At 48.2% G+C, this 22,417-nt stretch carries 18 protein-coding genes and 1 pseudogene; 15 read left to right on the top strand and 4 right to left on the bottom strand.

The features are described 5' to 3' along the window. The first annotated feature begins 45 nt into the window (after positions 1 to 45). The 3 genes from DW739_RS08885 (at position 46) to guaA (ending at position 6,211) form a co-directional block, all read left to right on the top strand. Complete coding sequence (locus DW739_RS08885; RefSeq protein ID WP_182427965.1) at positions 46 to 849, top strand: formate/nitrite transporter family protein; 804 nt, start codon at positions 46 to 48, stop codon at positions 847 to 849. Between the two features lie 300 nt (positions 850 to 1,149). Further along, entirely contained in the window at positions 1,150 to 4,002 is a 2,853-nt protein-coding gene (gene uvrA / locus DW739_RS08880) for an excinuclease ABC subunit UvrA (RefSeq protein WP_118742916.1), read from the top strand. Positions 4,003 to 4,669: 667 nt separating this feature from the next. After that, entirely contained in the window at positions 4,670 to 6,211 is a 1,542-nt protein-coding gene (gene guaA, locus DW739_RS08875) for a glutamine-hydrolyzing GMP synthase (RefSeq protein WP_117796206.1), read from the top strand. A 292-nt stretch (positions 6,212 to 6,503) separates the two neighbouring features. On the opposite strand, the gene DW739_RS08870 is transcribed toward guaA, so the two are convergent. Next, entirely contained in the window at positions 6,504 to 7,034 is a 531-nt protein-coding gene (locus DW739_RS08870; protein WP_009247529.1) for a helix-turn-helix transcriptional regulator, read from the bottom strand. Positions 7,035 to 7,482: 448 nt separating this feature from the next. Between DW739_RS08870 and DW739_RS08865 the strand changes: the two genes are divergently transcribed. Both DW739_RS08865 and DW739_RS08860 read left to right on the top strand, forming a co-directional pair. Next, positions 7,483 to 7,671, top strand: a complete 189-nt coding sequence (locus DW739_RS08865; RefSeq protein ID WP_009247528.1) for a transcriptional regulator — start codon at positions 7,483 to 7,485, stop codon at positions 7,669 to 7,671. After that, on the top strand, positions 7,672 to 8,661 hold the full coding sequence (locus DW739_RS08860; RefSeq protein WP_118051342.1) for a site-specific integrase: 990 nt from the start codon (positions 7,672 to 7,674) through the stop codon (positions 8,659 to 8,661). It begins immediately after the preceding gene. A 23-nt stretch (positions 8,662 to 8,684) separates the two neighbouring features. Here the strand turns inward: DW739_RS08860 and DW739_RS08855 are convergent, their stop codons facing one another. The 3 genes and pseudogenes from DW739_RS08855 to DW739_RS08845 all read right to left on the bottom strand — a co-directional run. Continuing rightward, a complete protein-coding gene (locus tag DW739_RS08855; protein WP_117468782.1) occupies positions 8,685 to 10,226 on the bottom strand; it encodes a recombinase family protein in 1,542 nt (513 codons plus the stop codon). Continuing rightward, positions 10,211 to 11,860, bottom strand: coding sequence for a recombinase family protein (locus DW739_RS08850; RefSeq protein WP_118742915.1), 1,650 nt, complete (start codon positions 11,858 to 11,860; stop codon positions 10,211 to 10,213). The genes DW739_RS08855 and DW739_RS08850 overlap by 16 nt, the downstream gene beginning before the upstream one ends. Then, positions 11,861 to 13,318 (bottom strand): annotated as a pseudogene (locus tag DW739_RS08845) (recombinase family protein); the annotation flags it as partial. 301 nt (positions 13,319 to 13,619) lie between these two features. Between DW739_RS08845 and DW739_RS08840 the strand changes: the two are divergent. The 10 genes from DW739_RS08840 to DW739_RS08795 all read left to right on the top strand — a co-directional run bounded on the left by DW739_RS08840 (position 13,620) and on the right by DW739_RS08795 (position 22,401). Beyond that, on the top strand, positions 13,620 to 14,603 hold the full coding sequence (locus DW739_RS08840) for a DUF6017 domain-containing protein (protein WP_118592083.1): 984 nt from the start codon (positions 13,620 to 13,622) through the stop codon (positions 14,601 to 14,603). A gap of 23 nt (positions 14,604 to 14,626) precedes the next feature. Then, positions 14,627 to 14,845 carry a DUF5348 domain-containing protein gene (locus DW739_RS08835; protein ID WP_005422968.1) on the top strand — a complete coding sequence of 73 codons (219 nt, stop codon included), beginning with the start codon at positions 14,627 to 14,629 and terminating at the stop codon, positions 14,843 to 14,845. 94 nt (positions 14,846 to 14,939) lie between these two features. Beyond that, the gene (locus DW739_RS08830; RefSeq protein WP_118592084.1) at positions 14,940 to 15,416 is read left to right on the top strand and encodes a PcfB family protein; all 477 of its coding nucleotides are present in this window, start codon (positions 14,940 to 14,942) and stop codon (positions 15,414 to 15,416) included. Continuing rightward, the gene (locus tag DW739_RS08825; RefSeq protein WP_118592085.1) at positions 15,413 to 17,194 is read left to right on the top strand and encodes a VirD4-like conjugal transfer protein, CD1115 family; all 1,782 of its coding nucleotides are present in this window, start codon (positions 15,413 to 15,415) and stop codon (positions 17,192 to 17,194) included. The genes DW739_RS08830 and DW739_RS08825 overlap by 4 nt, the downstream gene beginning before the upstream one ends. After that, positions 17,191 to 17,403 carry a hypothetical protein gene (locus DW739_RS08820; protein WP_005928546.1) on the top strand — a complete coding sequence of 71 codons (213 nt, stop codon included), beginning with the start codon at positions 17,191 to 17,193 and terminating at the stop codon, positions 17,401 to 17,403. The genes DW739_RS08825 and DW739_RS08820 overlap by 4 nt, the downstream gene beginning before the upstream one ends. Before the next feature lie 210 nt (positions 17,404 to 17,613). After that, positions 17,614 to 17,829: a Maff2 family mobile element protein gene (locus tag DW739_RS08815; RefSeq protein ID WP_005928550.1), complete on the top strand. Its 216-nt coding sequence runs from the start codon at positions 17,614 to 17,616 to the stop codon at positions 17,827 to 17,829. A gap of 16 nt (positions 17,830 to 17,845) precedes the next feature. After that, positions 17,846 to 18,715 (top strand): VirB6/TrbL-like conjugal transfer protein, CD1112 family, encoded by an 870-nt coding sequence (locus tag DW739_RS08810; RefSeq protein WP_005928553.1) that lies wholly within the window; start codon positions 17,846 to 17,848, stop codon positions 18,713 to 18,715. 20 nt (positions 18,716 to 18,735) lie between these two features. Further along, on the top strand, positions 18,736 to 19,146 hold the full coding sequence (locus tag DW739_RS08805; RefSeq protein ID WP_035290041.1) for a PrgI family protein: 411 nt from the start codon (positions 18,736 to 18,738) through the stop codon (positions 19,144 to 19,146). Further along, on the top strand, positions 19,094 to 21,523 hold the full coding sequence (locus tag DW739_RS08800) for a VirB4-like conjugal transfer ATPase, CD1110 family (RefSeq protein ID WP_118592087.1): 2,430 nt from the start codon (positions 19,094 to 19,096) through the stop codon (positions 21,521 to 21,523). Before DW739_RS08805 ends, DW739_RS08800 begins: the two co-directional genes overlap by 53 nt. Beyond that, on the top strand, positions 21,520 to 22,401 hold the full coding sequence (locus DW739_RS08795; protein WP_118592088.1) for a site-specific DNA-methyltransferase: 882 nt from the start codon (positions 21,520 to 21,522) through the stop codon (positions 22,399 to 22,401). Before DW739_RS08800 ends, DW739_RS08795 begins: the two co-directional genes overlap by 4 nt. The last annotated feature ends 16 nt before the right edge of the window (positions 22,402 to 22,417 follow it).

Raw genomic sequence — 22,417 nt, 5'->3', positions numbered from 1 at the left:
GAAAAATGAATTTCGGACATAGAAAGGCTGATGGGAGGAAAATCTATGGTTGCATCGAAACAGATTGCAGAAAATTATGTGGAGACGGGCAGAAAAAAGGCGGAACTTCCGGTGTCTCATATGCTGATACTCGGCTTTTTCGCCGGAATGTTCATCGCGCTGGCAGGCGCGGGGGCTTCGGTTGCCTCGGCAGCAATGACAAATGCCTCGGCATCGCGGATTGCTTCGGCACTCGTATTCCCGGCAGGATTGGCGCTGGTGGTCTGCACCGGGGCGGAACTTTTCACTGGGAACTGCCTGATGACGATCTCGGCGCTGCAGAAACGGATTTCCGTGGACGGGCTGTTTAAAAATCTTCTGTTTGTCTATCTGGGAAATCTGATTGGCGCGATCTTTGTGGCGGTTTTATTTGTCTACGGGCATATTCCAAGCCTGTACGGCGGCGATCTGGCGCAGGTTCTTCTGAATACAGCCGTTTCCAAGGTGACCCTGACGCTGCCGGAGGTGCTGTGCCGTGCGATCCTCTGTAATGTGCTGGTTTGTATTGCAGTCTGGGCGTCGATGAGCTCCGAGCAGGTATCTGGCAAAATTCTGGCGCTTTATCCGCCGGTGGCGATTTTTATTCTCTGCGGCTTCGAGCATTGCATCGCCAATATGTTTTACATCCCGGCGGGGCTGATGATCATGGGCGAGTACGGTCTGGCAGCGGAAGGGCTGACGATCGGAACCTTTATTCTCAATAATCTGATTCCGGCTACGATCGGAAATATGATCGGCGGGATGCTGGTGATTGGAGGCGGGTACTGGCTGGTGTATCTTCGGGGAACGAAAAATCGTGAAATAAAATGAATGCGTGAAAAAATGAAATAGGGCGAAAGGGTATTTTTGTCTGGTCTCCATGTTAGGTTTGGAGTCGGGCGGAGGTGCCCTTTTTGTATTAGAATTGATGAAAAGTTTGACTTCTATTCCCAAGGAATATCTATGTTTAGCTGATTCAATTTCATCAAACAGAACAAATGTTTGCAAAGACTTTTGGAATGTGTTATACTAAGCATAATTACAGGGAAGACTGTGACTATAATGACTATAAAATAAGTCAGCAGCGACATGATAAAACAGAGCAGAGTCAATGATAATTGAGGTACAGATATGGCGAAGCAATATATAAAGATACGAGGTGCCAATGAGCACAATCTGAAAAACATTTCCATTGATATTCCGAGAAATGAGCTGGTCGTCCTGACCGGACTTTCTGGTTCGGGTAAATCATCTCTGGCATTTGACACGATCTATGCCGAAGGGCAGCGGCGGTATATGGAGTCCCTGTCGTCCTATGCGCGTCAGTTCTTAGGTCAGATGGAAAAGCCGGATGTCGAGAGCATCGAGGGCTTGTCCCCGGCGATCTCTATCGACCAGAAATCGACGAACCGGAATCCGCGTTCGACGGTCGGCACAGTGACGGAGATCTATGATTATATGCGTCTATTGTACGCACGGATCGGTATTCCGCATTGCCCGAAGTGCGGTCGTGAGATCCGCCGTCAGACGGTCGATCAGATGGTTGACCAGATCATGGCGCTGCCGGAGCGCACGAAGATCCAGCTTCTTGCCCCGGTCGTGCGCGGGCGGAAAGGACGCCACGAGAAAGTGCTGGAGCAGGCAAAGAAGAGCGGTTATGTCCGTGTGCGGGTGGACGGCAGCTTATACGAGCTTTCCGAGGAGATCACGCTGGATAAAAATATCAAGCACAATATTGAGATTGTGGTCGATCGCCTGGTGGTCAAGCCGGGGATTGAGAAACGCCTTTCGGATTCGATTGAAACGGTCATGGGTCTCTCCAATGGTCTGATGCTGACCGATACGGCGGTGCGGGATAAAAACGGCGAAGAAAAGCACGATACCCTGACGTTCAGTCAGAATTTTTCCTGCCCGGACTGCGGTATCAGCGTGGATGAGGTCGAGCCGCGCAGCTTCTCTTTCAACAACCCATTTGGTGCGTGCCCGGACTGCTTCGGTCTGGGATATAAGATGGAGTTTGATGAGGATCTGATGATTCCAGACAAGAGCCTGAGCATCAATCAGGGTGCGATCACGGCGATGGGATGGCAGTCCTGCACGGACAAAACGAGCTTTTCCGGCGCGATCTTAAATGCATTGGCAAAAGAATACGATTTCAGTCTGGATACCCCGTTTGAAGATTATCCGAAGGAGATCCATGATATTTTAATTTACGGAACCGGCGGCAAGGTTGTGAAGGTGTATTACCGTGGACAGCGTGGCGAGGGAATTTATGATATTGCCTTTGAGGGGCTGATTCAGAGCATGAACCGCAAATACCGTGAGACGTTCTCTGATTCAATGAAGGCGGAATATGAGACATTTATGCGGATCACGCCGTGTCCAGCCTGCAAGGGGCAGCGATTAAAGAAGGAATCTCTGGCAGTCACGGTTGGCGGGAAAAATATTTTCGAGGCGACCGATATGTCGATCGTCAAATTTCGCGAATTTATCGATGCGCTGGAGCTGACGCCGATGCAGCAGGCGATTGGTGCGCCGATTTTGAAAGAGATTCGGGCGAGGATCAGCTTCCTTATCAATGTCGGTCTGGAATATCTTTCCCTGTCGCGTGCGACTGGCACGTTGTCCGGAGGCGAGGCGCAGCGAATCCGCCTGGCAACCCAGATCGGATCCGGTCTGGTCGGTGTGGCATATATTCTGGACGAGCCGAGTATCGGACTTCACCAGCGGGACAACGACAAGCTTCTGGATACCCTGAAACACCTGCGGGATCTGGGAAATTCAGTTTTGGTGGTTGAGCATGACGAGGATACGATGCGCGCGGCAGACTGTATCGTGGACATCGGTCCGGGCGCGGGCGAACACGGCGGCGAGGTCGTGGCGATCGGCACAGCGGAAGAGATCATGAAAAATGAAAAATCGATCACCGGCGCATATTTGAGCGGGCGCATTCAGATTCCGGTGCCGTCCGAGCGGAGAAAACCGGCCGGCTGGCTGACGGTGAAAGGCGCAGCGGAAAATAATCTTAAAAATATCGACGTCAAATTCCCGCTGGGCGTGATGACCTGCGTCACTGGCGTTTCCGGCTCGGGAAAGAGTTCACTTGTCAATGAGATTCTTTATAAAGCGCTGGCAAAGAAGCTGAACCGAGCACACACGATTCCGGGAAAACATAAATCCATTGAGGGCGTCGAGCAGCTCGATAAGATTATCGCGATCGACCAGTCTCCGATCGGGCGGACGCCGCGTTCCAATCCGGCAACCTATACGGGGGCATTTGATCTGATCCGGGATCTGTTTGCGGCATCTACGGATGCCAAGGCAAAAGGCTACAATAAAGGCCGTTTCAGCTTCAATAAAAAAGGTGGACGCTGTGAGGCGTGCTCCGGCGATGGAATCATCAAGATCGAGATGCATTTCCTGCCGGATATCTATGTGCCGTGTGAGGTTTGCGGCGGCAAGCGCTATAACCGGGAAACGCTGGAGGTCAAATATAAGGGGAAAAGCATCTATGATGTCCTCAATATGACGGTCGAGGAGGCGATGAAATTCTTCGAAAATGTGCCGTCCATACACCGGAAGATTGCGACACTCTACGATGTAGGACTTTCCTATATCCGTCTGGGACAGCCATCCACCGAGCTGTCCGGTGGAGAGGCACAGCGAATCAAGCTGGCGACGGAGCTGAGCAAGCGTGGAACCGGCAAGACGATCTATATTCTGGACGAACCGACTACGGGACTTCATTTTGCCGATGTACACCGTCTGATTGAGATATTAAGACGTTTGTCGGATGGTGGAAATACCGTGGTTGTCATTGAGCATAACCTGGATGTCATCAAAACTGCTGACTACCTGATCGACATCGGACCGGAAGGCGGCGAGGGCGGCGGAACCGTGATTGCGAAAGGAACACCGGAAGAGGTGGCAGCGACGCCGGGATCGTATACGGGGAAGTATGTGAAGAAATATTTAAATGTTTAGGACAATAAGCGGGAATCCTCGGCAATTCAATTACCGAGATGAAAGCGCAGGGTGTGCATATCTGCACAATGCAAATAGTATAATAATTCTCATCCTTTGCTCTCAGTTGAGAAGCCCCACCTCTTTAGGTGGCGAGTAATAACAAATTTGTCTTGGTGGGAGTTAGGTCTCCGGTTGAGATAAACGCTCCGCGAGGATGCGCAGTGATTCTGCATAGAATATGCATTTTTACTTGCGGATAGGAATTTTCTGCACTGAAAATTCCGTACGATATCATACTGATAGCGGATTTTGCCGATGCTTCGCTGACCAGAATCACGCGCCAAGTCTCACGGACGTTCGACTTGAATTGAATCGAAAAGCATTTTTCTGGAAAAAGTGCCTGAAAATACTGTAAAAATGGCTTGTCTTTAATTGCCGGGTATTTTATAATAAAAGTTACAGGAATTGACAGGAAGAGAACGTGGTATAGCTGCTGAACAGATTGCGACCGGTTATTTTTCGATTGGCGGCGATGGGGCTGGAACGGAGTGATTACCTGCGGCAGCAGTATGACTGTTACAGTTCACATGTTGTGCAAGCGTGTGACCATAAATCCTGGAAGTTGATTCGAAGCTACAAGTTGATGAAGTACGGATCGCAGCATAAAATTATAGGAGGAATACTCGTGGAGAAAGAGATGATCATTGTACTGGACTTTGGCGGACAGTACAATCAGTTGATTGCCAGAAGAGTAAGAGAGTGTAACGTATATTGTGAGGTTCATCCTTACACCCTGCCGCTGGAAAAAATCAAAGAGATGAACCCGAAGGGTATCATTTTCACCGGCGGACCGAACAGTGTATACAAGGAGGAATCTCCGAGATGTTCAAAGGAAATCTTTGATCTGGGAATCCCGGTACTGGGTATCTGCTATGGCGCACAGCTGATGTCCTACCTGTTAGGCGGCGAGGTTGCCACAGCACCGGTCAGCGAATACGGAAAGACTGAGGTAGAGGTAGACACAACATCTAAGCTGTATGAGGGTGTATCCCCGAAGACCATATGCTGGATGAGCCATACCGACTATATTTCCAAGATGCCGGAAGGTTTCCGTGTGACAGCCCATACTCCGGTCTGCCCGATTGCAGGTATGGAAAATGAAGAAAAAGGCTGGTACGGCATCCAGGCACATCCGGAGGTACTTCATACACAGGAAGGCTCCAAGATGCTGCATAACTTCGTATACAGTGTCTGCCATTGTGCAGGTGACTGGAAGATGGATGCGTTCGTAGAGAAATCCATCGAAGAAATCCGTAAAAAAGTAGGAAATGGTCGTGCCCTTCTGGCTCTGTCCGGCGGTGTAGACTCTTCCGTAGCAGGCGTCCTGATGGCGAAAGCGATCGGCGACCAGCTGACCTGCGTATTCGTCGATCACGGTCTGCTTCGTAAAAACGAGGGTGACGAGGTAGAGGCAGTATTTGGTCCGAACGGTCCGTACAAGCTGAACTTCATCCGTGTCAATGCACAGCAGCGTTTCTACGACAAGCTGGCAGGTGTAACCGATCCGGAGCGCAAGCGTAAGATCATCGGCGAAGAGTTCATCCGCGTATTTGAGGAGGAAGCAAAGAAGATTGGCAAAGTAGATTACTTCGTACAGGGTACGATTTACCCGGATGTGATTGAGTCCGGTCTTGGAAAATCCGCTGTTATCAAGTCCCACCACAACGTAGGCGGACTTCCGGAACACGTAGATTTCAAGGAGATCATCGAGCCGCTGCGTATGCTGTTTAAAGATGAGGTCCGCCGCGCCGGTCTGGAGCTTGGTATTCCGGAAAATCTGGTATACCGTCAGCCGTTCCCGGGTCCGGGACTTGGCGTTCGTATCATCGGTGAGGTAACCGCAGAGAAGGTACGCATCGTACAGGATGCAGACGCTATCTACCGCGAGGAGATCGCAAAAGCAGGTATCGATCGCACACTCGGTCAGTACTTCGCAGCCCTGACCAATATGCGTTCCGTAGGCTGCATGGGCGATGTCAGAACCTATGACTATGCCATCGCACTTCGTGCCGTCCTCACATCCGACTTCATGACCGCAGAATCCGCAGAACTTCCGTGGGAAGTACTTGGAAAAGTCACAAGCCGAATTGTCAATGAGGTAAAAGGTGTAAACCGCGTACTGTATGATTGTACGGGGAAACCGCCGGCTACGATTGAGTTTGAATAAATCGAGTTGCTTAAAAAAGCCAGTGTTTATGCGGGTTTCAGCGATTTCGATTAGTCTTTTGATAACAAATTGATAACAGTCATAGCAAGTGCCATTATTCTTGTTATCCAGTGGTTTATGGGTAACGGAACAATTAACAGGTGGCTTGCAGACTAAAGTTCGGAGCTTGGCTCTGAACAAATTCCATATTATAAACTAAGCCCTTAGCTGTGGTTAATAACCATAGTTAAGGGCTTTTTTGTCGTTGCCAAAGCATCTGTAGGGAGCTGCCAGTGGCAGGTCCTGTAGGTGCTTATTTATCTTTCAAGTGGTCTTTGAATGCTTCCACGAGAGCGTCACTTAATTCCTGTGATGGAACTTTTGCCCAACGCTGTGTGGTGTCGAACTCTGGATAATGGTAACGCCAGTTATCGTATTCTTCTCTGTTGATTTCTTCGGAAGATAGCTTGTCTGCCTGTTCTTTCCAAGCATACAGCATTTTGAGGAGTTCATATGCTTCTCTGCCTTTGTCCTTGTTGACCTTTAAGCATACCTCTCCGTCTGCTTCACTGACAGTAAGACCGTAAATATCTTCAAGGGTAAACAGAGTGTGCATAAGACCGATATAGCTGTCTATGTCAGGAACATCAAGAGCCTGTGGAGAAACATCAAGCACCTGTGCCAATGCATTTGTAAGGTCTGCTTTCGGTTTGCGTGTACCAGTTTCGTACTGTGCCAAACGCACATCAGCACTCTTTTCTGGAAAACCGATTGCTGTACCGAGATACTTTTGTGTCATACCACGCATTAGTCTGAAAAAATGTATTCTTTCGCTGATAGCCATAATGATACGCTCCTTTTATATTTAGTGAAATAAGTATAGCAGAAATGTTTAGTGGAAGTCAAGAAAAACCGAAACAAAAATGTTTAATATTTTCTTTGCAACCACTTGACAATAGCAAATATGTTTAGTAAAATAAATTACGAATTAAACAAATATGCTTAATGCGACAACTGAATGACCGTCCGAAAAGCCAAACCGCCAAGACCTCGTCGGAGCAAGTTCCGTATCGTTCGCTTGTGTGCAAGCACAAAAGCTCATTCGCTGCACTGCTCCTCCTCTTCCCCAAAAGTCTCCGACTTTTCGGGAACCCCTATACGAGCGAGCGCCTGATGTACTGCGGTGCATTGGGACAGCACAGCGCCTGCCGACAAGCAGGAGTGCCTGTTGGAACTTTAACACGGAGAAAGCGGCAAGCAAAAAATTATTTTAAGAAAGGAAGAAAAAGGATATGGAAAACAGATTTATCCGAGCCGAAGATGTGGCTCAGGAACTAAACGTATCAAAACCTTATGCATATAAACTCATCAGACAATTAAATGAGGAATTGAAAGCAAAGGGCTTTATTACGATTGCAGGGCGTGTAAATCGCCAGTATTTTTACGAAAGGCTCTACGGAGCAGGAAAGGGGGAAATGTAAATGCCGGTATTTAAGAATGAAGATAACGGTACTTGGTATGTGATGGCAAGGTATGTGAACTGGAAAGGGGAACGCAAGCAGAAATGCAAGCGTGGCTTTGCTACCAAACGAGAAGCACAGGAATGGGAAAGAATGTTCAAATTGCAGACTTCTTCAGACCTTGATATGAGTTTTGAAGCCTTTACGGAGCTTTATATCAATGATGTGAAGAACCGTTTGAAGGAAAACACGTGGCTTACCAAAGAGCATATCATACGCACAAAGATACTTCCGTATTTCGGGAAACTGAAAATCAGCGAGATTTCCACAAAGGAGATTATTACTTGGCAGAATGAAATGCTTGCCTATCGTGATGAGAAGAAAAAGCCTTATTCACAGACGTATCTGAAAACGCTGCACAATCAGTTGTCCGCCATTTTCAATCACGCTGTCCGCTACTATGAACTGCGTTCCAATCCTGCGGCAAAGGTGGGAAATATGGGACGTGAGGAACACAAGGAAATGCTGTTCTGGACAAAGGAAGAATACAAGAAATTCTCTTTTGAGATGATGGACAAGCCTGTTTCCTTTTATGCGTTTGAAATGCTTTACTGGTGCGGTATCCGAGAGGGCGAGCTGTTAGCTTTGACTCCGGCAGATTTCAACTTTGATAAGGAAACAGTCACAATCAATAAATCCTATCAGCGTTTGAAAGGGCAGGATGTGATTACTTCTCCGAAAACGAAAAAGAGCAACCGCACGATTAAAATGCCGAAGTTTCTGTGTGAGGAAATGAAAGAATATCTCGGTATGCTTTACGGATTGAAGAAGAAAGACCGTATCTTTACGGTGACGAAAAGCTATCTTCATCACGAGATGGACAGAGGGGCAAAGGCGGCAGGCGTGAAGCGTATCCGCATTCACGATCTCCGTCACCCGTATGTCAAGCCCACGACAAAAAAATTTATAACTTTTTTTGAAGTTTTCGGGCAGCCTCATAGCTGCCCATAGCTGTTTCAAATGGGGGTTCACGGTTATACCTCCTTTTCGGATTCCTTTGTTTCTAAGAAATCCTGTGTTGCATATTCAATCTCAATCCGATCTCCTGGAAAGACGTAAACTTTGTTGATAAGCCGGTCAATCAGAGCTTTTGTCAGCATGTTGGCGTTTCCGACTTCCTGCATAATTTCCTGTTGTTTCAACTTGATCTCATAATCACTTTTTATCTGCTTTGTCTGTGCAGTAATGACAGCATGAACATTTTTGGCTTGTACCAGTTCCGTGTCATAAACCGCTTTTCGTGTTCGATAGGTTTCCAAATCAATCTCTCCGAGTGCATACTGCTCATAAAGATGCCGCTTGCTGTCTTGAATAGAACGGAGTTTTTCTTCATGTTCGGCCTGCTGGACTGTCTGCAAATCCAATTTATCCTTATTGCTGTCAATTCCCAATGCCGGACACATCTGAGCCCGAATTGTTTCAAATACAACCTGCTCCAGATCAGCCATCTTTATGCGCACACCATGACAAGGAAGCGTTTCAGCCACCTCGGAATGACGGCAATAAAACCACGCACCATTTCGTAGAGACATTGCATGATCGCAGCATCCACAGAATACCTTACCACGGAGCAGATAATCACGCGGCTTTTTATTTGACAGAGAGAAACGCTTAATAGAAGCATTGGCTTTCTCAAATAGATCCACACTTATAATAGCCGGATGATGGTTCGGTATTTTGAACCACTCACTTTCATCCTTTAACTGTGTATGTCGGCTGCCAATCTCTTTTACCTTTCTCTTGCCAATTACATAGGTACCGATATATCTTTGATCTTCTAAAATACGCAGGACCGTTGATGTACTCCAAACGCCGTTTGTTCGGGAAACATTGTAATAGTCCTTGCCTTTAAGTTTGCGATATTCCCCAGGGGTGGGGATATTCATGGCATACAGTTTTCTTGTGATCTCGGCTGCGGTGTTGCCTTCAGACGCCCATTGAAATATCATCTGCACATTCGGGGCAACATCCTCGTCCAGTTCCATACGTCCGTCTGCACTCTTGCGATAGCCGTAAGGACAGATGACACTCTGATATTCTCCACGACGCATCTTTGCATATTTTGCACTTTTGGTTTTCATGGACATATCCCGGCTATAACACTCGCTAATAAGATACTTGAAAGCAATATCAATCCCTCCGGTGTCACCTTTGAAATTAGCTGTGTCAAAATCATCACTGACGGAAATAAAACGGGTGTGATAAAGAGGAAATACCCGCTCAATAAAATAGCCGGTTTCAATGCTGTTACGTCCAAATCGGGAAAGGTCTTTTACAATAATACAGTTGATTTTTCCGGCCTGAACCATTGTTAAAAGTTCCTGCACCGCCGGACGCTCAAAGTTTGTCCCTGTATGACCGTTGTCAATAAATTCCAAAATCTCACTGCAATCCCATTCTGGCAGAGACATAGCTTTTTCACGAAGAATCAGTTTTTGATTTGGTATGCTCAAACTTTCAGTTTTGAAATCTTCCACAGAAAGACGGATATAAAGGGCAATCACATAGTTGCGCACGGTTCCACCGCCTTTCCCTGAAATTCATTTTTGAAACGGAAGGTCACATGAATATTCCGCTCGTGATCGATCTCAATTCGTTCAATGAGCCGTTCGATCAGTTCTGCAGTCAGCACATGATCCTGTGCCAGTGTTTTTGCATCCTTTTCCATTGCACGGTATCGGGCAAGCTGGTTGTCCAGGGAGTCCATAGATTTTTCAAATACTTCAATCTCACCAGACAGAGCCTTGATAGCATATTCATAATCCGCCTTCAATTCAAAGTATTCATCATTTGTCAAAATACCCTGCACAATATTTTCATATAGACCACGGATCAGCCGGCGTGTTTTTTCAATTTCCTGCCGTTTGGCCGACATCTGAATTTTCAGCTTATCTTTTTCCTGTTTTTGTCTTGCCTCCAACTGAAAGAGAGGCAGCGACATTCCCAGCGCAACTGTCAGCTCTTTTTCAAGAATAGCCGTAACAGTAGAAATCAGTTCCTTTTCCTGCATCGTTGCGCCTTTGCAGCTATCTTTTTCTACCCGGCTGTTTGTAAGGCAGTGGAACCAATAAGTATCGGGGCCTTTCCGGCGCTCGGCACGTTGCCGGTGAAGGCTTCTGCCACAATCAGCACAGAACACTTTGCCTTTGAAAATGTTTGGCGTGTAGGGGCGTTTTGGAGTTGCTTTGCTTTCTTCACAGATCTGTTTTCTGTATTCCTGAACTGCATTAAACAATTCATAGCTAATGATCGGTTCATGGGTGCATTTGGCAATAATCAGATTATCTTCTCCAGCCTTGACCTGCTGATGATCTACAATCTTTGTTTTTCCTTGCACCAGATCGCCTGTATAGGCTTCGCTTTCTAAAATTTTCATCACTGTACGGGTCTGCCATTTGCCGCTTCCGATCAGGCCCGGACTGGTAATCTCGCCAGTAGCCTTTTTATAATGGCTCGGTGCCGGAATCCCCATCTCATTTAGATTGCGGACAATCCGGTTCAGAGACACATGCTCATGTGCCCATTCAAAAATCTGTTTTACCACAGGGGCAGTATTTTCATCAACCAGAAGTTTATGGCAATTATCAGGGTCTTTCCTGTAACCGTAAGGTGCCCGTGCACCAATATAGTCGCCATCTTTCATAGCCTGCCGCGCCTGTGCTTTGATTTTTCGTCCAATGTCCAGAGCATAGGCTTCATTGATCATATTTTTCAAAGGCAGCATGATACCACCATGAAGATTTCCGGAATCCGCTGTGTCAAACTGATCCGTAACAGCAATGAACCGAACATTATGTGCATGAAAATATTGTTCGATATAATAACCTGTGTCAATAGAATTTCGCCCTAATCGGGAAAGATCCTTAACAATCACACAGTTAATGTGGCCTGCTTCAATATCAGATAGCATTTGCTGAAATCCAGGGCGGTGAAAATTTGTCCCTGTTGCTCCGTTGTCGATATAAGTATCATACACAATGAAGTCCGGTTTATCCGAAAGAAAGTCATTCAGTACCAGTTTTTGGTTTTCTACTGAGCAGCCTCGCTTTTTGTTATCCTCCACAGAAAGACGGATATACAGAGCCACATGTACATACAAAGATGGTGCCGGCATAGGAACTGCCGTCTGTTTTCTGCTTTTTCTTGCCATTTAACCCACCATCCTTTCTTCATTTTTTGTAGCAATCTGTTTTGCCAAAAAGATTGCTTTCTGATATTCATCCTGGTAATTAAATTCAATATGCAGTTCATCTTTACCCATTACCCGTATGCTTCGGATAAGCTGCATGACTGCCCGACGGTCAATATCCTCCATAGTAGAAAATTTCATAAAATGGTTGATCCAACGGTTTCGTTCGCTTCGGTTTTCTAATACATCTGTAAGTTTTTCGTTCCATTCAGCGATTGCTTTTTGGAACAGTTCAATATCTGCATTGTATTTTCGCTTGTAAGAGAGAAATTCTTCCTTTGTCAGAATTCCACTTACCAGATTTTCATAGAGTTTTGCCTTAAAGCCCTCGGTCTGTGCCACACGCTTCTCATTTACTCTGATCTGTGCGGCATATTCCTGCGCCAATTCCCGGTTAATCCGTTCTTGACTGATACTGGACAGCAGGGCATCCAGAGAAGCAACATTTTCAATATGTCCTTTCAAACTGTCCTGTACACATTCAATCAGATCCGACTCTTTCAGCATGACCGACGATGTGCAGCCATTCTTTTTGCCGGTCGGGCAGTAATAATAGTGATACTCTTTATCTTTATAGCGGTTCGTCTTGCGGGTCATACGGCAGCCACAGCAGCCGCAGATCAAAATGCCGGAAAACAGGTAAACCTTATCCGATTTGGGAGAAGTCCTTGTGTCAATCCTGCGGAGCCTTTGCACCAGATCAAAATCGTGCTTTTGTATGATTGCCTCATGGGTTCCCTCCACACGAATCCATTCCGAAGAAGGTTTGTCCTCACGCTCTTTTAATTTGAAATGGGGCGTTGTCTGCTTGCCCTGGACCAGTGTTCCGGTGTAAGTTTCATCTTGTAAAATGCGGATGATTGTAGTTGCAGACCATTTGCAATCCTTTCGGTCTGTATAGCCACCTTTTGCATGAGGCATTCCGTGATTGCGCTTATACGCCAACGGTGAAAGAATTCCTAATCGGTTCAGTTCATCCGCTATATGGGAAGCGCTGAATCCTTCCAGCCGTTTTCTGAAAATATCCCGCACAACATTGGCAGCATATTCGTCTACTTCCAGGCTCTTGTGTTTATCGCCGGCTTTCACATAACCATAGATGGTAAAAGCACCCACAAAATCCCCGCTGCGCCGTTTTACTTCCAGGGCGCTCCGTGTCTTAACGGAAATATCCCGACAGTAAGCCTCATTCATAATGTTTTTGACAGAAACTGTGAGATCATCGGCAGCGTCATTTTCCGTATCTACATTATCGTTAATTGCGATAAAACGCACTCCATAGGCTGGAAATACTCTGCGCATATAACGGCCTGTTTCTATGTACTCACGACCTAAGCGGGAGAGGTCTTTGACAATCACGCAGTTAGCTTCGCCTTGTTCGATCATCCGCATCATTTCCTGAAATGCCGGGCGATCAAAAGATGAGGTTAGATAACGATACTTTTTGAAACACAGTAAAATCAAGGTTTTTCGGACAACGGACAAGCATGGTTTGTACTACAACTAAATATTGCACCGCACAAGCGGCGTTTCCCACTTCCACACGGAAGAACAGGAACGCCGCTTTTTTCATGCCCTTTGTTACGCAGTAGGGGCAGAAAAAGCCTTGCTACAAGCGGCTTTGCGGGCGTGTTTTTCGTGCGGTAAGGGATTTATACCTTTTCCCTCAAAATCGCTGTTCTACTGCGTAACAAATCCAAAGCAAAGGAGTGATGAAGCTATGGCAGTTTTCCGTGTGGAACGCAACACAGGCTACACCGTAATGAGCAACCACCACTTACGCAATAAGGAGCTTTCCTTAAAGGCAAAGGGGCTGTTATCTCAAATGCTGTCCTTGCCAGAGGATTGGGACTACACCCTTTCGGGGCTGTCCTACATCAACCGGGAAAGTATCGACGCTATCCGTACCGCCGTTTGGGAGCTTGAAAAAGCCGGATATATCACAAGGCGGCAGGGACGCGACGAGAAAGGCAAAATGACCGCTATCGAGTACACCATTTACGAACAGCCGCAGCCGCCGGAATTGGATTGCCCGGTATTGGAAAATCCAACAGCGGATAACCCGATATTGGAAAATCCGACAACGGATAATCCGACGTCGGAAAATCCAATGCAATTAAATAAAGATATATCAAGAACTAACTTACCAAAAAAAGAAAAATCAAATACTGATTTATCAATTACCCATTCCATTCCTATCCATTCCCTAAATCCCTTGCCTTATGGCGAGGACGAAGCGGCGCAGCCGCCGGAACGGAAAAGAGCGGAAAGGAACGACGCTTACAGAGTGTATGAGGAAATCATCAAGGACAATATCGAGTATGACATTCTCTTGCAGGATATGAAGTTTGACCATGACCGTCTGAATGAGATTGTTGACATTATCCTTGAAACGGTCTGTACGTCAAGAAAGAAAATCCGTATTGCCGGGGACGATTACCCCGCAGAGCTTGTGAAGTCAAAGTTTATGAAGCTCAGCAGCGAACATATCCGCTTTGTGCTTGACTGTATGCAGGAGAACACCACCAAAATCCGCAACATCAAGCAGTACCTAAAGGCGGTACTTTTCAATGCCCCGTCTACCATTGACAGCTACTATACTTCCCTTGTGGCTCACGATATGGCAAGCGGCGCACTTGCACCGAGAAAGCCGAAGTACGGCGACCCGGACTATTACACCTACAATGAGGGCGAAAGCCTGTAAACGAAAAAAGGAGGATTTACCACATGGCACAGAAAACAGGAGCTTTGATTTTTGACGAAACCGCTGACCGCTACGACATTCGCTTTGACATTGCCGACTATTACGGCGGTCTGCATTGCGGCGAGTGCATGGACGTATTCACAGGCGGCAAATGGAAGCCTACCCGCATTGAATACGGGGACAACTGGTATCTTGTGGGTATCCGCGCCGAGGATTTGAACGGGCTGCGGGTACGGATTTAACGGGGCGACGTGAAGAACGGACGCCCTTTTTTCGCACTCAAAAGCGGCGTACCACCTTAACACTATCACTACCGGGAAAGGAGGACGGTAAACATTGCAAGACGAAATCAACGAAAAAGTGGTTGCGCTCTCTGTCAAGGGAGCAAAGCTGACTGCTGAAATGCTGCAAAAGGCAATCAAAGCCATGCTTGCACAGGCAAAAAAGCAGCAGGAAAAACAGCTCCACGGGAAGCAGACCCTAAAGCAGCTTGCGAAGCAGAACGCGGGGCTATCCAACATTGAGATAACCGAGGGCAATATCAAAGCCTTTGAGCAGACGGCGAAAAAATACGGTATCGACTTTGCCTTAAAGAAAGACAGCACCGAAACGCCGCCCCGTTATCTCGTCTTTTTCAAGGGGCGGGACGCGGACGCTCTGACCGCAGCCTTTAAGGAGTTTTCCGCAAAGAAGCTGACACAGGAGCAAAAGCCCTCTATCCGAAAGGCACTTGCCACATTCCGGGAAGCAGCAAAGCAGCTTAACGCGAACCGTCAAAAGACAAAACACAAGGACAGGGAGGTGTCGCTATGAAGCCGAATATCAAGAAGCTGCTTATCCTAAACGCCCCCTATCTGCTCTTTGTGTATCTCTTTGATAAAGTCGGACAGGCGGTGCGGCTCTCTCCGGGGGCTGACCTCTCCGGCAAGCTGCTTTCCATTGGCAGCGGCTTTTCTGCCGCCTTTTCAAATGCCCTGCCGAGTTTTGCCCCTATGGATTTGCTTATCGGCATTGTCGGGGCTGTCGTTATCCGGCTTGCGGTCTATGTGAAAGGCAAGAACGCAAAGAAATACCGTAAGGGCATGGAGTACGGCTCTGCACGTTGGGGCAACGCCGAGGATATAAAGCCGTATATCGACCCCATTTTTGAAAATAACGTGCTGCTGACGCAGACCGAACGGCTGATGATGTCAAGCCGCCCGAAGCACCCGAAATATGCACGAAACAAAAATGTACTTGTAATCGGCGGCTCCGGCAGCGGCAAAACGAGGTTTTTTGTAAAGCCAAACTTAATGCAAATGCACAGCAGCTATGTAGTCACTGACCCGAAAGGAACGGTTTTAATCGAGTGTGGAAAGCTCTTGCAGCGGGGCGGGTACAAAATCAAAGTGCTAAACACCATCAATTTCAAGAAATCCATGCGGTACAATCCCTTTGCCTATCTGCGCAGCGAAAAGGATATTTTGAAACTGGTAAATACCATTATCGCCAACACCAAAGGCGACGGGGAAAAATCCGGCGAGGATTTTTGGGTGAAATCGGAACGGCTTTTTTACTGCGCCCTTATCGGCTACATCTGGTACGAAGCCCCGGAGAATGAGAAAAACTTTACGACGCTGCTTGAAATGATAAATGCGTCGGAAGCCCGCGAGGACGACCCGGAATTTCAATCCCCCGTTGACCTCATGTTTGAACGCTTGGAGGAAAAAGACCCGGAACATTTTGCGGTGCGCCAGTACAAGAAGTTTTTGCTGTCTGCCGGAAAAACAAGAAGCTCTATCCTCATTTCCTGCGGTGCGCGTCTTGCCCCCTTTGACATTCGGGAGCTGCGCGAGCTGATGGAAACCGACGAAATGGAGCTTGACACCTTAGGCGACCGAAAGACCGCGCTTTTTGTTATTATCTCCGACACCGACGACACCTTTAACTTTGTTGTATCAATCCTTTACACACAGCTTTTCAATCTGCTTTGTGACAAGGCAGATGATGTGTACGGCGGGCGGCTGCCTGTTCATGTGCGCTGTCTGCTTGACGAGTTTGCAAATATCGGGCAGATACCGAAGTTTGAAAAACTCATTGCCACGATAAGGAGCCGCGAAATCTCCGCGTCCATCATCTTGCAGAGCCAGTCGCAGCTAAAGGCTATCTACAAGGACAACGCCGATACCATTGTCGGCAACTGCGATACGACCCTGTTCTTAGGCGGCAAGGAGAAAACGACCCTTAAAGAAATGTCGGAAATCTTGGGGAAAGAAACCATTGACAGCTTCAACACTTCCGAAACAAGAGGACGGGAGCTTTCCCACGGGCTGAACTATCAGAAATTAGGCAAGCAGCTTATGAGCGAAGATGAAATTGCGGTCATGGACGGCGGGAAATGTATCTTGCAGCTACGCGGGGTGCGCCCGTTCTTCTCCGAAAAATATGATATTACCAAACACCCGAAGTACAAGTACCTTTCCGACTTTGACAAGGAAAATGCCTTTGACATGGAAAAGCACTTGCGCCGCCGTCCTGCAATCGTGAAGCCGGACGAGGTATTTGACTACTACGAAGTTGACGAAGCAGATTTGCAGGAGGATACAGAATGAATAAGCGTATCAGAAAGAAAAAGGCAAAACAGCAGCTAATCCGAGCTATCAGCGGGCTTGTAGAAGCAGCCGAGGAAATGCAGCGGGAACAGGAACGCAGGACAAGACAGGCGGGTATTTCCTATATCAAGTATATCGAAGCTGTCCGGGAACGGCAGTACGGCATTATGCCTGTCTACACACCACTTTTTGAAAAGGAGGGAGCTTAAAGTAAAAATAATAAACACGGGCTACATGGTACGCGCCCCTACTCCTTGCGCGTATCGCGGCAGGAAGCCGCACCCTTACAACTGAATACCGCCGCGCCGCAGCAACAAACGCAGCGCGGGGACTTATGACCGCGGCAGTTATCGAAAACTGACCGCCGTTTTTTATGCCCTTTTTCGGGCAGCCGCAAAGCGGCAGAAAGGAGTTTTATTATGGCATTTTTCAACAGCGCAGTAGGAGTTTTGCAGACACTCGTTATCGCTCTCGGAGCAGGTCTTGGCATTTGGGGCGTTATCAACCTCTTGGAGGGCTACGGAAACGACAATCCGGGCGCGAAAAGCCAGGGCATGAAGCAGCTCATGGCGGGCGGCGGCGTTGCCCTTATCGGTGGCACCCTTGTACCTCTGCTTTCCGGCCTGTTCGGTTAAGCGGCGGGGTTAGCCTATGCAGAGCATACTTGACGCGATTAACGAATGGATAAAGGAAATCCTCATTGGAGCCATTAACGGTAATCTGTCAACTATGTTCGGGGACGTAAACGAAAAAGTCGGAACTATCGCCGCAGAGGTAGGACAAACCCCGCAGGGGTGGAACGCAGGCATATTTTCCATGATACAGAGTTTGTCGGAAAATGTGATTGTACCCATTGCGGGGCTTGTCATTACCTACGTTCTATGCGTGGAGCTTATCAGCATGGTAACGGAAAAGAACAATATGCACGATATTGACACGTTCATGTTCTTTAAGTGGTTTTTCAAGGCGTGGGTAGCGGTGTATCTCGTTACCCACACCTTTACAATCACAATGGCGGTGTTCGATATGGCGCAGCACGTTGTTTCCGGCGCGGCGGGCGTGATCGGCGGCAATACGAATATCGACGTTGACGCCGCCCTCTCGTCCATGCAAGCCGGACTTGACGCTATGGAAATCCCCGAACTGTTACTGCTCGTTATGGAAACAAGCCTTGTGAGCCTTTGCATGAAAATCATGTCGGTGCTTATCACGGTTATCCTGTACGGCAGAATGATAGAAATTTACCTTTACTGTTCGGTATCGCCTATCCCGTTTGCAACTATGACCAACAGAGAGTGGGGACAGATAGGCAACAACTACTTAAAAGCCCTGTTCGCCCTCGGTTTTCAAGGCTTCCTCATAATGATATGCGTCGGCATTTATGCGGTTTTGGTTGGCAGCATGATTGTAGCGGACAACCTGCACAGCGCGATTTTCTCCCTTGCAGCCTACACCGTGATTTTGTGCTTCTCCCTATTCAAAACAGGCGCACTTGCGAAGTCAATCTTTAATGCCCATTAAGACCGAAAGGAGGTTTTCACTTGGCGTATGTACCCGTACCCAAAGACTTATCAAAAATCAAAACGAAAGTCGCTTTTAATCTGACAAAGCGGCAAATCATTTGTTTTGCGGCAGCCCTCGCTATGGGACTACCGCTTTTCTTTTTGCTCAAAGACAGCGCGGGAACAAGCATGGCGGCATTTGCAATGATTGTCGTTATGCTTCCCTGCTTCCTCTTGGCAATGTATGAAAAACACGGGCAGCCCCTTGAAGTCGTGATAAAGAACGTCATTCAGACAAAGTTTATCCGACCAAAGGAACGCCCCTATCAGACGGAAAATTTTTATGCCGTCATAGAAAAACAACGAAAACTGGAAAAGGAGGTATCGGCTATTGTCAATGGCAGAACGAAAAACCATGACCCGCGCGGTAAAAAATCCCGTGAAGCGTAAGCTGACCCGCGCAGAAAAGAAAGAAATCGCCGCCGTGATACAGGCGGCAAAGGGCGACGGGAAGCCCCACACCGCACAACAGACCATTCCCTACTTGCAGATGTACCCGGACGGGATTTGCAGGGTAACGGAAAAGAAATACAGTAAAAGCCTTGTCTTTGAAGATATTAACTATCAGCTTGCACAGGCAGATGATAAGACCGCCATTTTTGAAAACTGGTGCGATTTTCTCAACTACTTTGACGCTTCCGTATCGGTGCAGCTCTCTTTCATCAATCAGGGCGCAAGAAAGGAAAAGGCACAGGCGGCTATCGAAATTCCGGCGCAGGACGACGCTTTTAACTCTATCCGCAGGGAGTACGCGGATATGCTGAAAAATCAGCTTGAAAAAGGCAACAACGGACTGGAAAAGTGCAAGTACATTACCTTTTCCATTGAAGCGGACAATCTCGCAGCCGCAAAAGCCCGCCTTTCCCGTATCGAAACCGACGTACTCAATAATTTTAAGGTGCTTGGCGTAACCGCCCGCCCCATGAACGGACAGGAACGCTTGAACGTACTGCATGGGATTTTCCACCCGGAGGGCGAGCCGTTCCATTTCTCTTGGGACTGGCTTGTACCGTCCGGGCTTACCACAAAGGACTTTATCGCCCCGTCCTCGTTCCGTTTTGGCGACGGGCGCACGTTCCGCATGGGGCGAAAACTCGGTGCGGTATCGTTCCTTGAAATCCTTGCGCCGGAGCTGAATGACCGTATGCTTTCGGACATTCTCGACCTTGAAAACGGGATAATCGTCAATCTGCATATCCGCAGTATCGACCAGAGCGAAGCAATCAAGACTATCAAGCGCAAGATAACCGACCTCGACAAGATGAAGATTGAGGAACAGAAAAAAGCGGTACGCAGCGGGTATGACATGGATATAATTCCGTCCGACCTTGCCACCTTTGGCAGCGAAGCAAAGAATCTGTTGCAGGATTTACAGAGCAGAAATGAAAGAATGTTCCTGCTGACGTTCCTTGTGGTAAACATGGCAGACACGAAGCGGAAACTGGATAATGACGTATTCGCTACGGCGGGCTTTGCACAGAAAAATAACTGCGCTCTGACCCGCCTTGACTATTTGCAGGAAGCGGGCTTTATGTCCTCTATCCCTCTTGGAGAGAACCTTATCCCCATTCAAAGAGGGCTTACCACATCAAGCACCGCTATCTTCATTCCCTTTATCACACAGGAGCTTTTTCAGCGGGGCGCAGCCCTGTACTACGGCTTAAATGCGCTGTCAAACAACATGATACTCTGCGACCGCAAGCAACTGAAAAACCCAAACGGGCTTATTCTTGGAACACCGGGAAGCGGTAAATCCTTTGCGGCAAAGCGAGAAATGACAAACGCCTTTCTCATTACCGACGACGATATTATCATCTGCGACCCGGAAGCAGAGTATTTTTCCCTTGTGCAGCGTTTGGGCGGGCAAGTGATACGCCTGTCGCCTGCCGGAAAAGGCATGGACGGCAAGCCCCAGTATGTGAACCCTATGGATATTAACCTCAACTACTCCGAGGACGACAACCCGCTTGCCTTGAAATCCGACTTTATCCTTTCCCTCTGCGAGCTTGTTATCGGCGGCAAAGAGGGCTTGCAGCCCGTGGAAAAGACCGTCATTGACCGCGCCGTTAGGAATGTGTACCGACCTTTCCTTGCAGACCCCGACCCGGCAAAAATGCCGATTTTGGGCGACCTCTACAACGAACTGCTGAAACAGCCGGAGCCGGAAGCTGCCCGCATTGCGGCGGCATTGGAGCTTTATGTTTCCGGCTCTCTGAACGTCTTTAACCACCGTACCAACGTGGAGCTTTCTAACCGCCTTGTCTGCTTTGATATTAAGCAGCTTGGAAAGCAGCTCAAAAAGTTAGGTATGCTCATTGTGCAAGACCAGGTGTGGAACCGCGTTACTGTCAACCGCGCCGAAAAAAAGGCAACCCGTTACTACATGGACGAATTTCACTTGCTACTCAAAGAAGAACAGACCGCCGCTTACAGCGTGGAGATTTGGAAGCGTTTTCGTAAATGGGGCGGCATACCGACGGCAATCACGCAGAATGTCAAAGACCTTTTAAGCAGCCGCGAAGTCGAGAATATCTTTGAAAACTCTGATTTTGTCCTCATGCTCAATCAGGCACAGGGCGACCGGGCTATCCTTGCAAAGCAGCTTAACATCTCCCCGCAGCAGATGAAGTATGTAACCCATACCGAAGCAGGCGAGGGGCTTATCTTTTACGGGAATGTGGTGCTGCCGTTCATTGACCGCTTCCCAACCGACACCGAGCTTTACCGTCTGCTTACGACAAAGCCAGAGGAAGTGAGCAAGCCATGAAAACGGACGTAATCATCAACCGCGACGCCCTCTATGCCCTGCGGGAGCTGCCGAGTGAAAGCGTGAACTGCTGCGTCACAAGCCCGCCCTACTATGGACTTAGGGACTACGGGCTTGACGCACAGATTGGACGGGAGGACACGCCGGAGCAGTACATTGACAGGCTTGTAGAAGTATTCCGGGAGCTGCGCCGGGTACTCAAAGACGACGGGACGTTTTGGCTGAATATCGCAGACACTTACTGCGGCACAGGCATGAAAGCGGGCTGCAAGCAAAAGGATTTAATCGGTATTCCGTGGCAGCTTGCTTTTGCCCTGCGCTCTGACGGGTGGTATTTACGCAGCGATATTATCTGGCTGAAAGAAAATCCTATGCCGGAGAGCTGCCGCGACCGACCGAGCCGCTGCTATGAGCATATCTTTTTACTGACGAAATCAAAGAAGTATTACTATGACGCTGCCGCCATTGCAGAGCCGATTGCGCCGGGAACGGCTGCGCGGTACCGGCAGGGGCGCGGCGCAGGACACAAATATGCCGAGGAAATACCCGGACAGGGCAAGGTACAGGGTATCAATAAAACCCGCAGCGGCGGCTATTATGACGACGCTCTTATGCCGACCACAAGGAACAAGCGGGACGTTTGGCTTATCAATACCGTACCGTATAAGGGCGGGCATTTTGCCGCCTATCCCCCGAAGCTCGCGGAAACGTGCATACTGGCGGGCTGTCCGGCAGGCGGCGTTGTCCTTGACCCTTTCTTTGGAAGCGGCACCACCGGGCTTGCAGCGAAAAGCCTTGACCGCCGCTATATCGGCATTGAACTGAACGCCGAGTATTGTACCCTTGCAGGGGCGCGGATTGGAGGTGGTAACACTTGAAAGACCCATTAAAGCC

Origin of the sequence: Clostridium sp. AM28-20LB (assembly GCF_003480665.1) — a bacterium.
Lineage (GTDB): Bacteria > Bacillota > Clostridia > Lachnospirales > Lachnospiraceae > Otoolea > Otoolea fessa.
This window is presented reverse-complemented; position numbering and strand designations above follow the sequence as displayed.

What these genes read in the sequence shown, in the direction of transcription:
- DW739_RS08865 (WP_009247528.1), top strand. Translation starts at nt 7,483, where the DNA reads ATGGAAAACAGATTTATCCGAGCCGAAGATGTGGCTCAGGAACTAAAC.
- uvrA (WP_118742916.1), top strand. Translation starts at nt 1,150, where the DNA reads ATGGCGAAGCAATATATAAAGATACGAGGTGCCAATGAGCACAATCTG.
- DW739_RS08860 (WP_118051342.1), top strand. Translation starts at nt 7,672, where the DNA reads ATGCCGGTATTTAAGAATGAAGATAACGGTACTTGGTATGTGATGGCA.
- DW739_RS08795 (WP_118592088.1), top strand. Translation starts at nt 21,520, where the DNA reads ATGAAAACGGACGTAATCATCAACCGCGACGCCCTCTATGCCCTGCGG.
- DW739_RS08850 (WP_118742915.1), bottom strand. Translation starts at nt 11,860, where the DNA reads ATGGCAAGAAAAAGCAGAAAACAGACGGCAGTTCCTATGCCGGCACCA.
- DW739_RS08840 (WP_118592083.1), top strand. Translation starts at nt 13,620, where the DNA reads ATGGCAGTTTTCCGTGTGGAACGCAACACAGGCTACACCGTAATGAGC.
- DW739_RS08885 (WP_182427965.1), top strand. Translation starts at nt 46, where the DNA reads ATGGTTGCATCGAAACAGATTGCAGAAAATTATGTGGAGACGGGCAGA.
- DW739_RS08800 (WP_118592087.1), top strand. Translation starts at nt 19,094, where the DNA reads ATGGCAGAACGAAAAACCATGACCCGCGCGGTAAAAAATCCCGTGAAG.
- DW739_RS08820 (WP_005928546.1), top strand. Translation starts at nt 17,191, where the DNA reads ATGAATAAGCGTATCAGAAAGAAAAAGGCAAAACAGCAGCTAATCCGA.
- DW739_RS08810 (WP_005928553.1), top strand. Translation starts at nt 17,846, where the DNA reads ATGCAGAGCATACTTGACGCGATTAACGAATGGATAAAGGAAATCCTC.
- DW739_RS08870 (WP_009247529.1), bottom strand. Translation starts at nt 7,034, where the DNA reads ATGGCTATCAGCGAAAGAATACATTTTTTCAGACTAATGCGTGGTATG.
- DW739_RS08825 (WP_118592085.1), top strand. Translation starts at nt 15,413, where the DNA reads ATGAAGCCGAATATCAAGAAGCTGCTTATCCTAAACGCCCCCTATCTG.
- DW739_RS08835 (WP_005422968.1), top strand. Translation starts at nt 14,627, where the DNA reads ATGGCACAGAAAACAGGAGCTTTGATTTTTGACGAAACCGCTGACCGC.
- DW739_RS08815 (WP_005928550.1), top strand. Translation starts at nt 17,614, where the DNA reads ATGGCATTTTTCAACAGCGCAGTAGGAGTTTTGCAGACACTCGTTATC.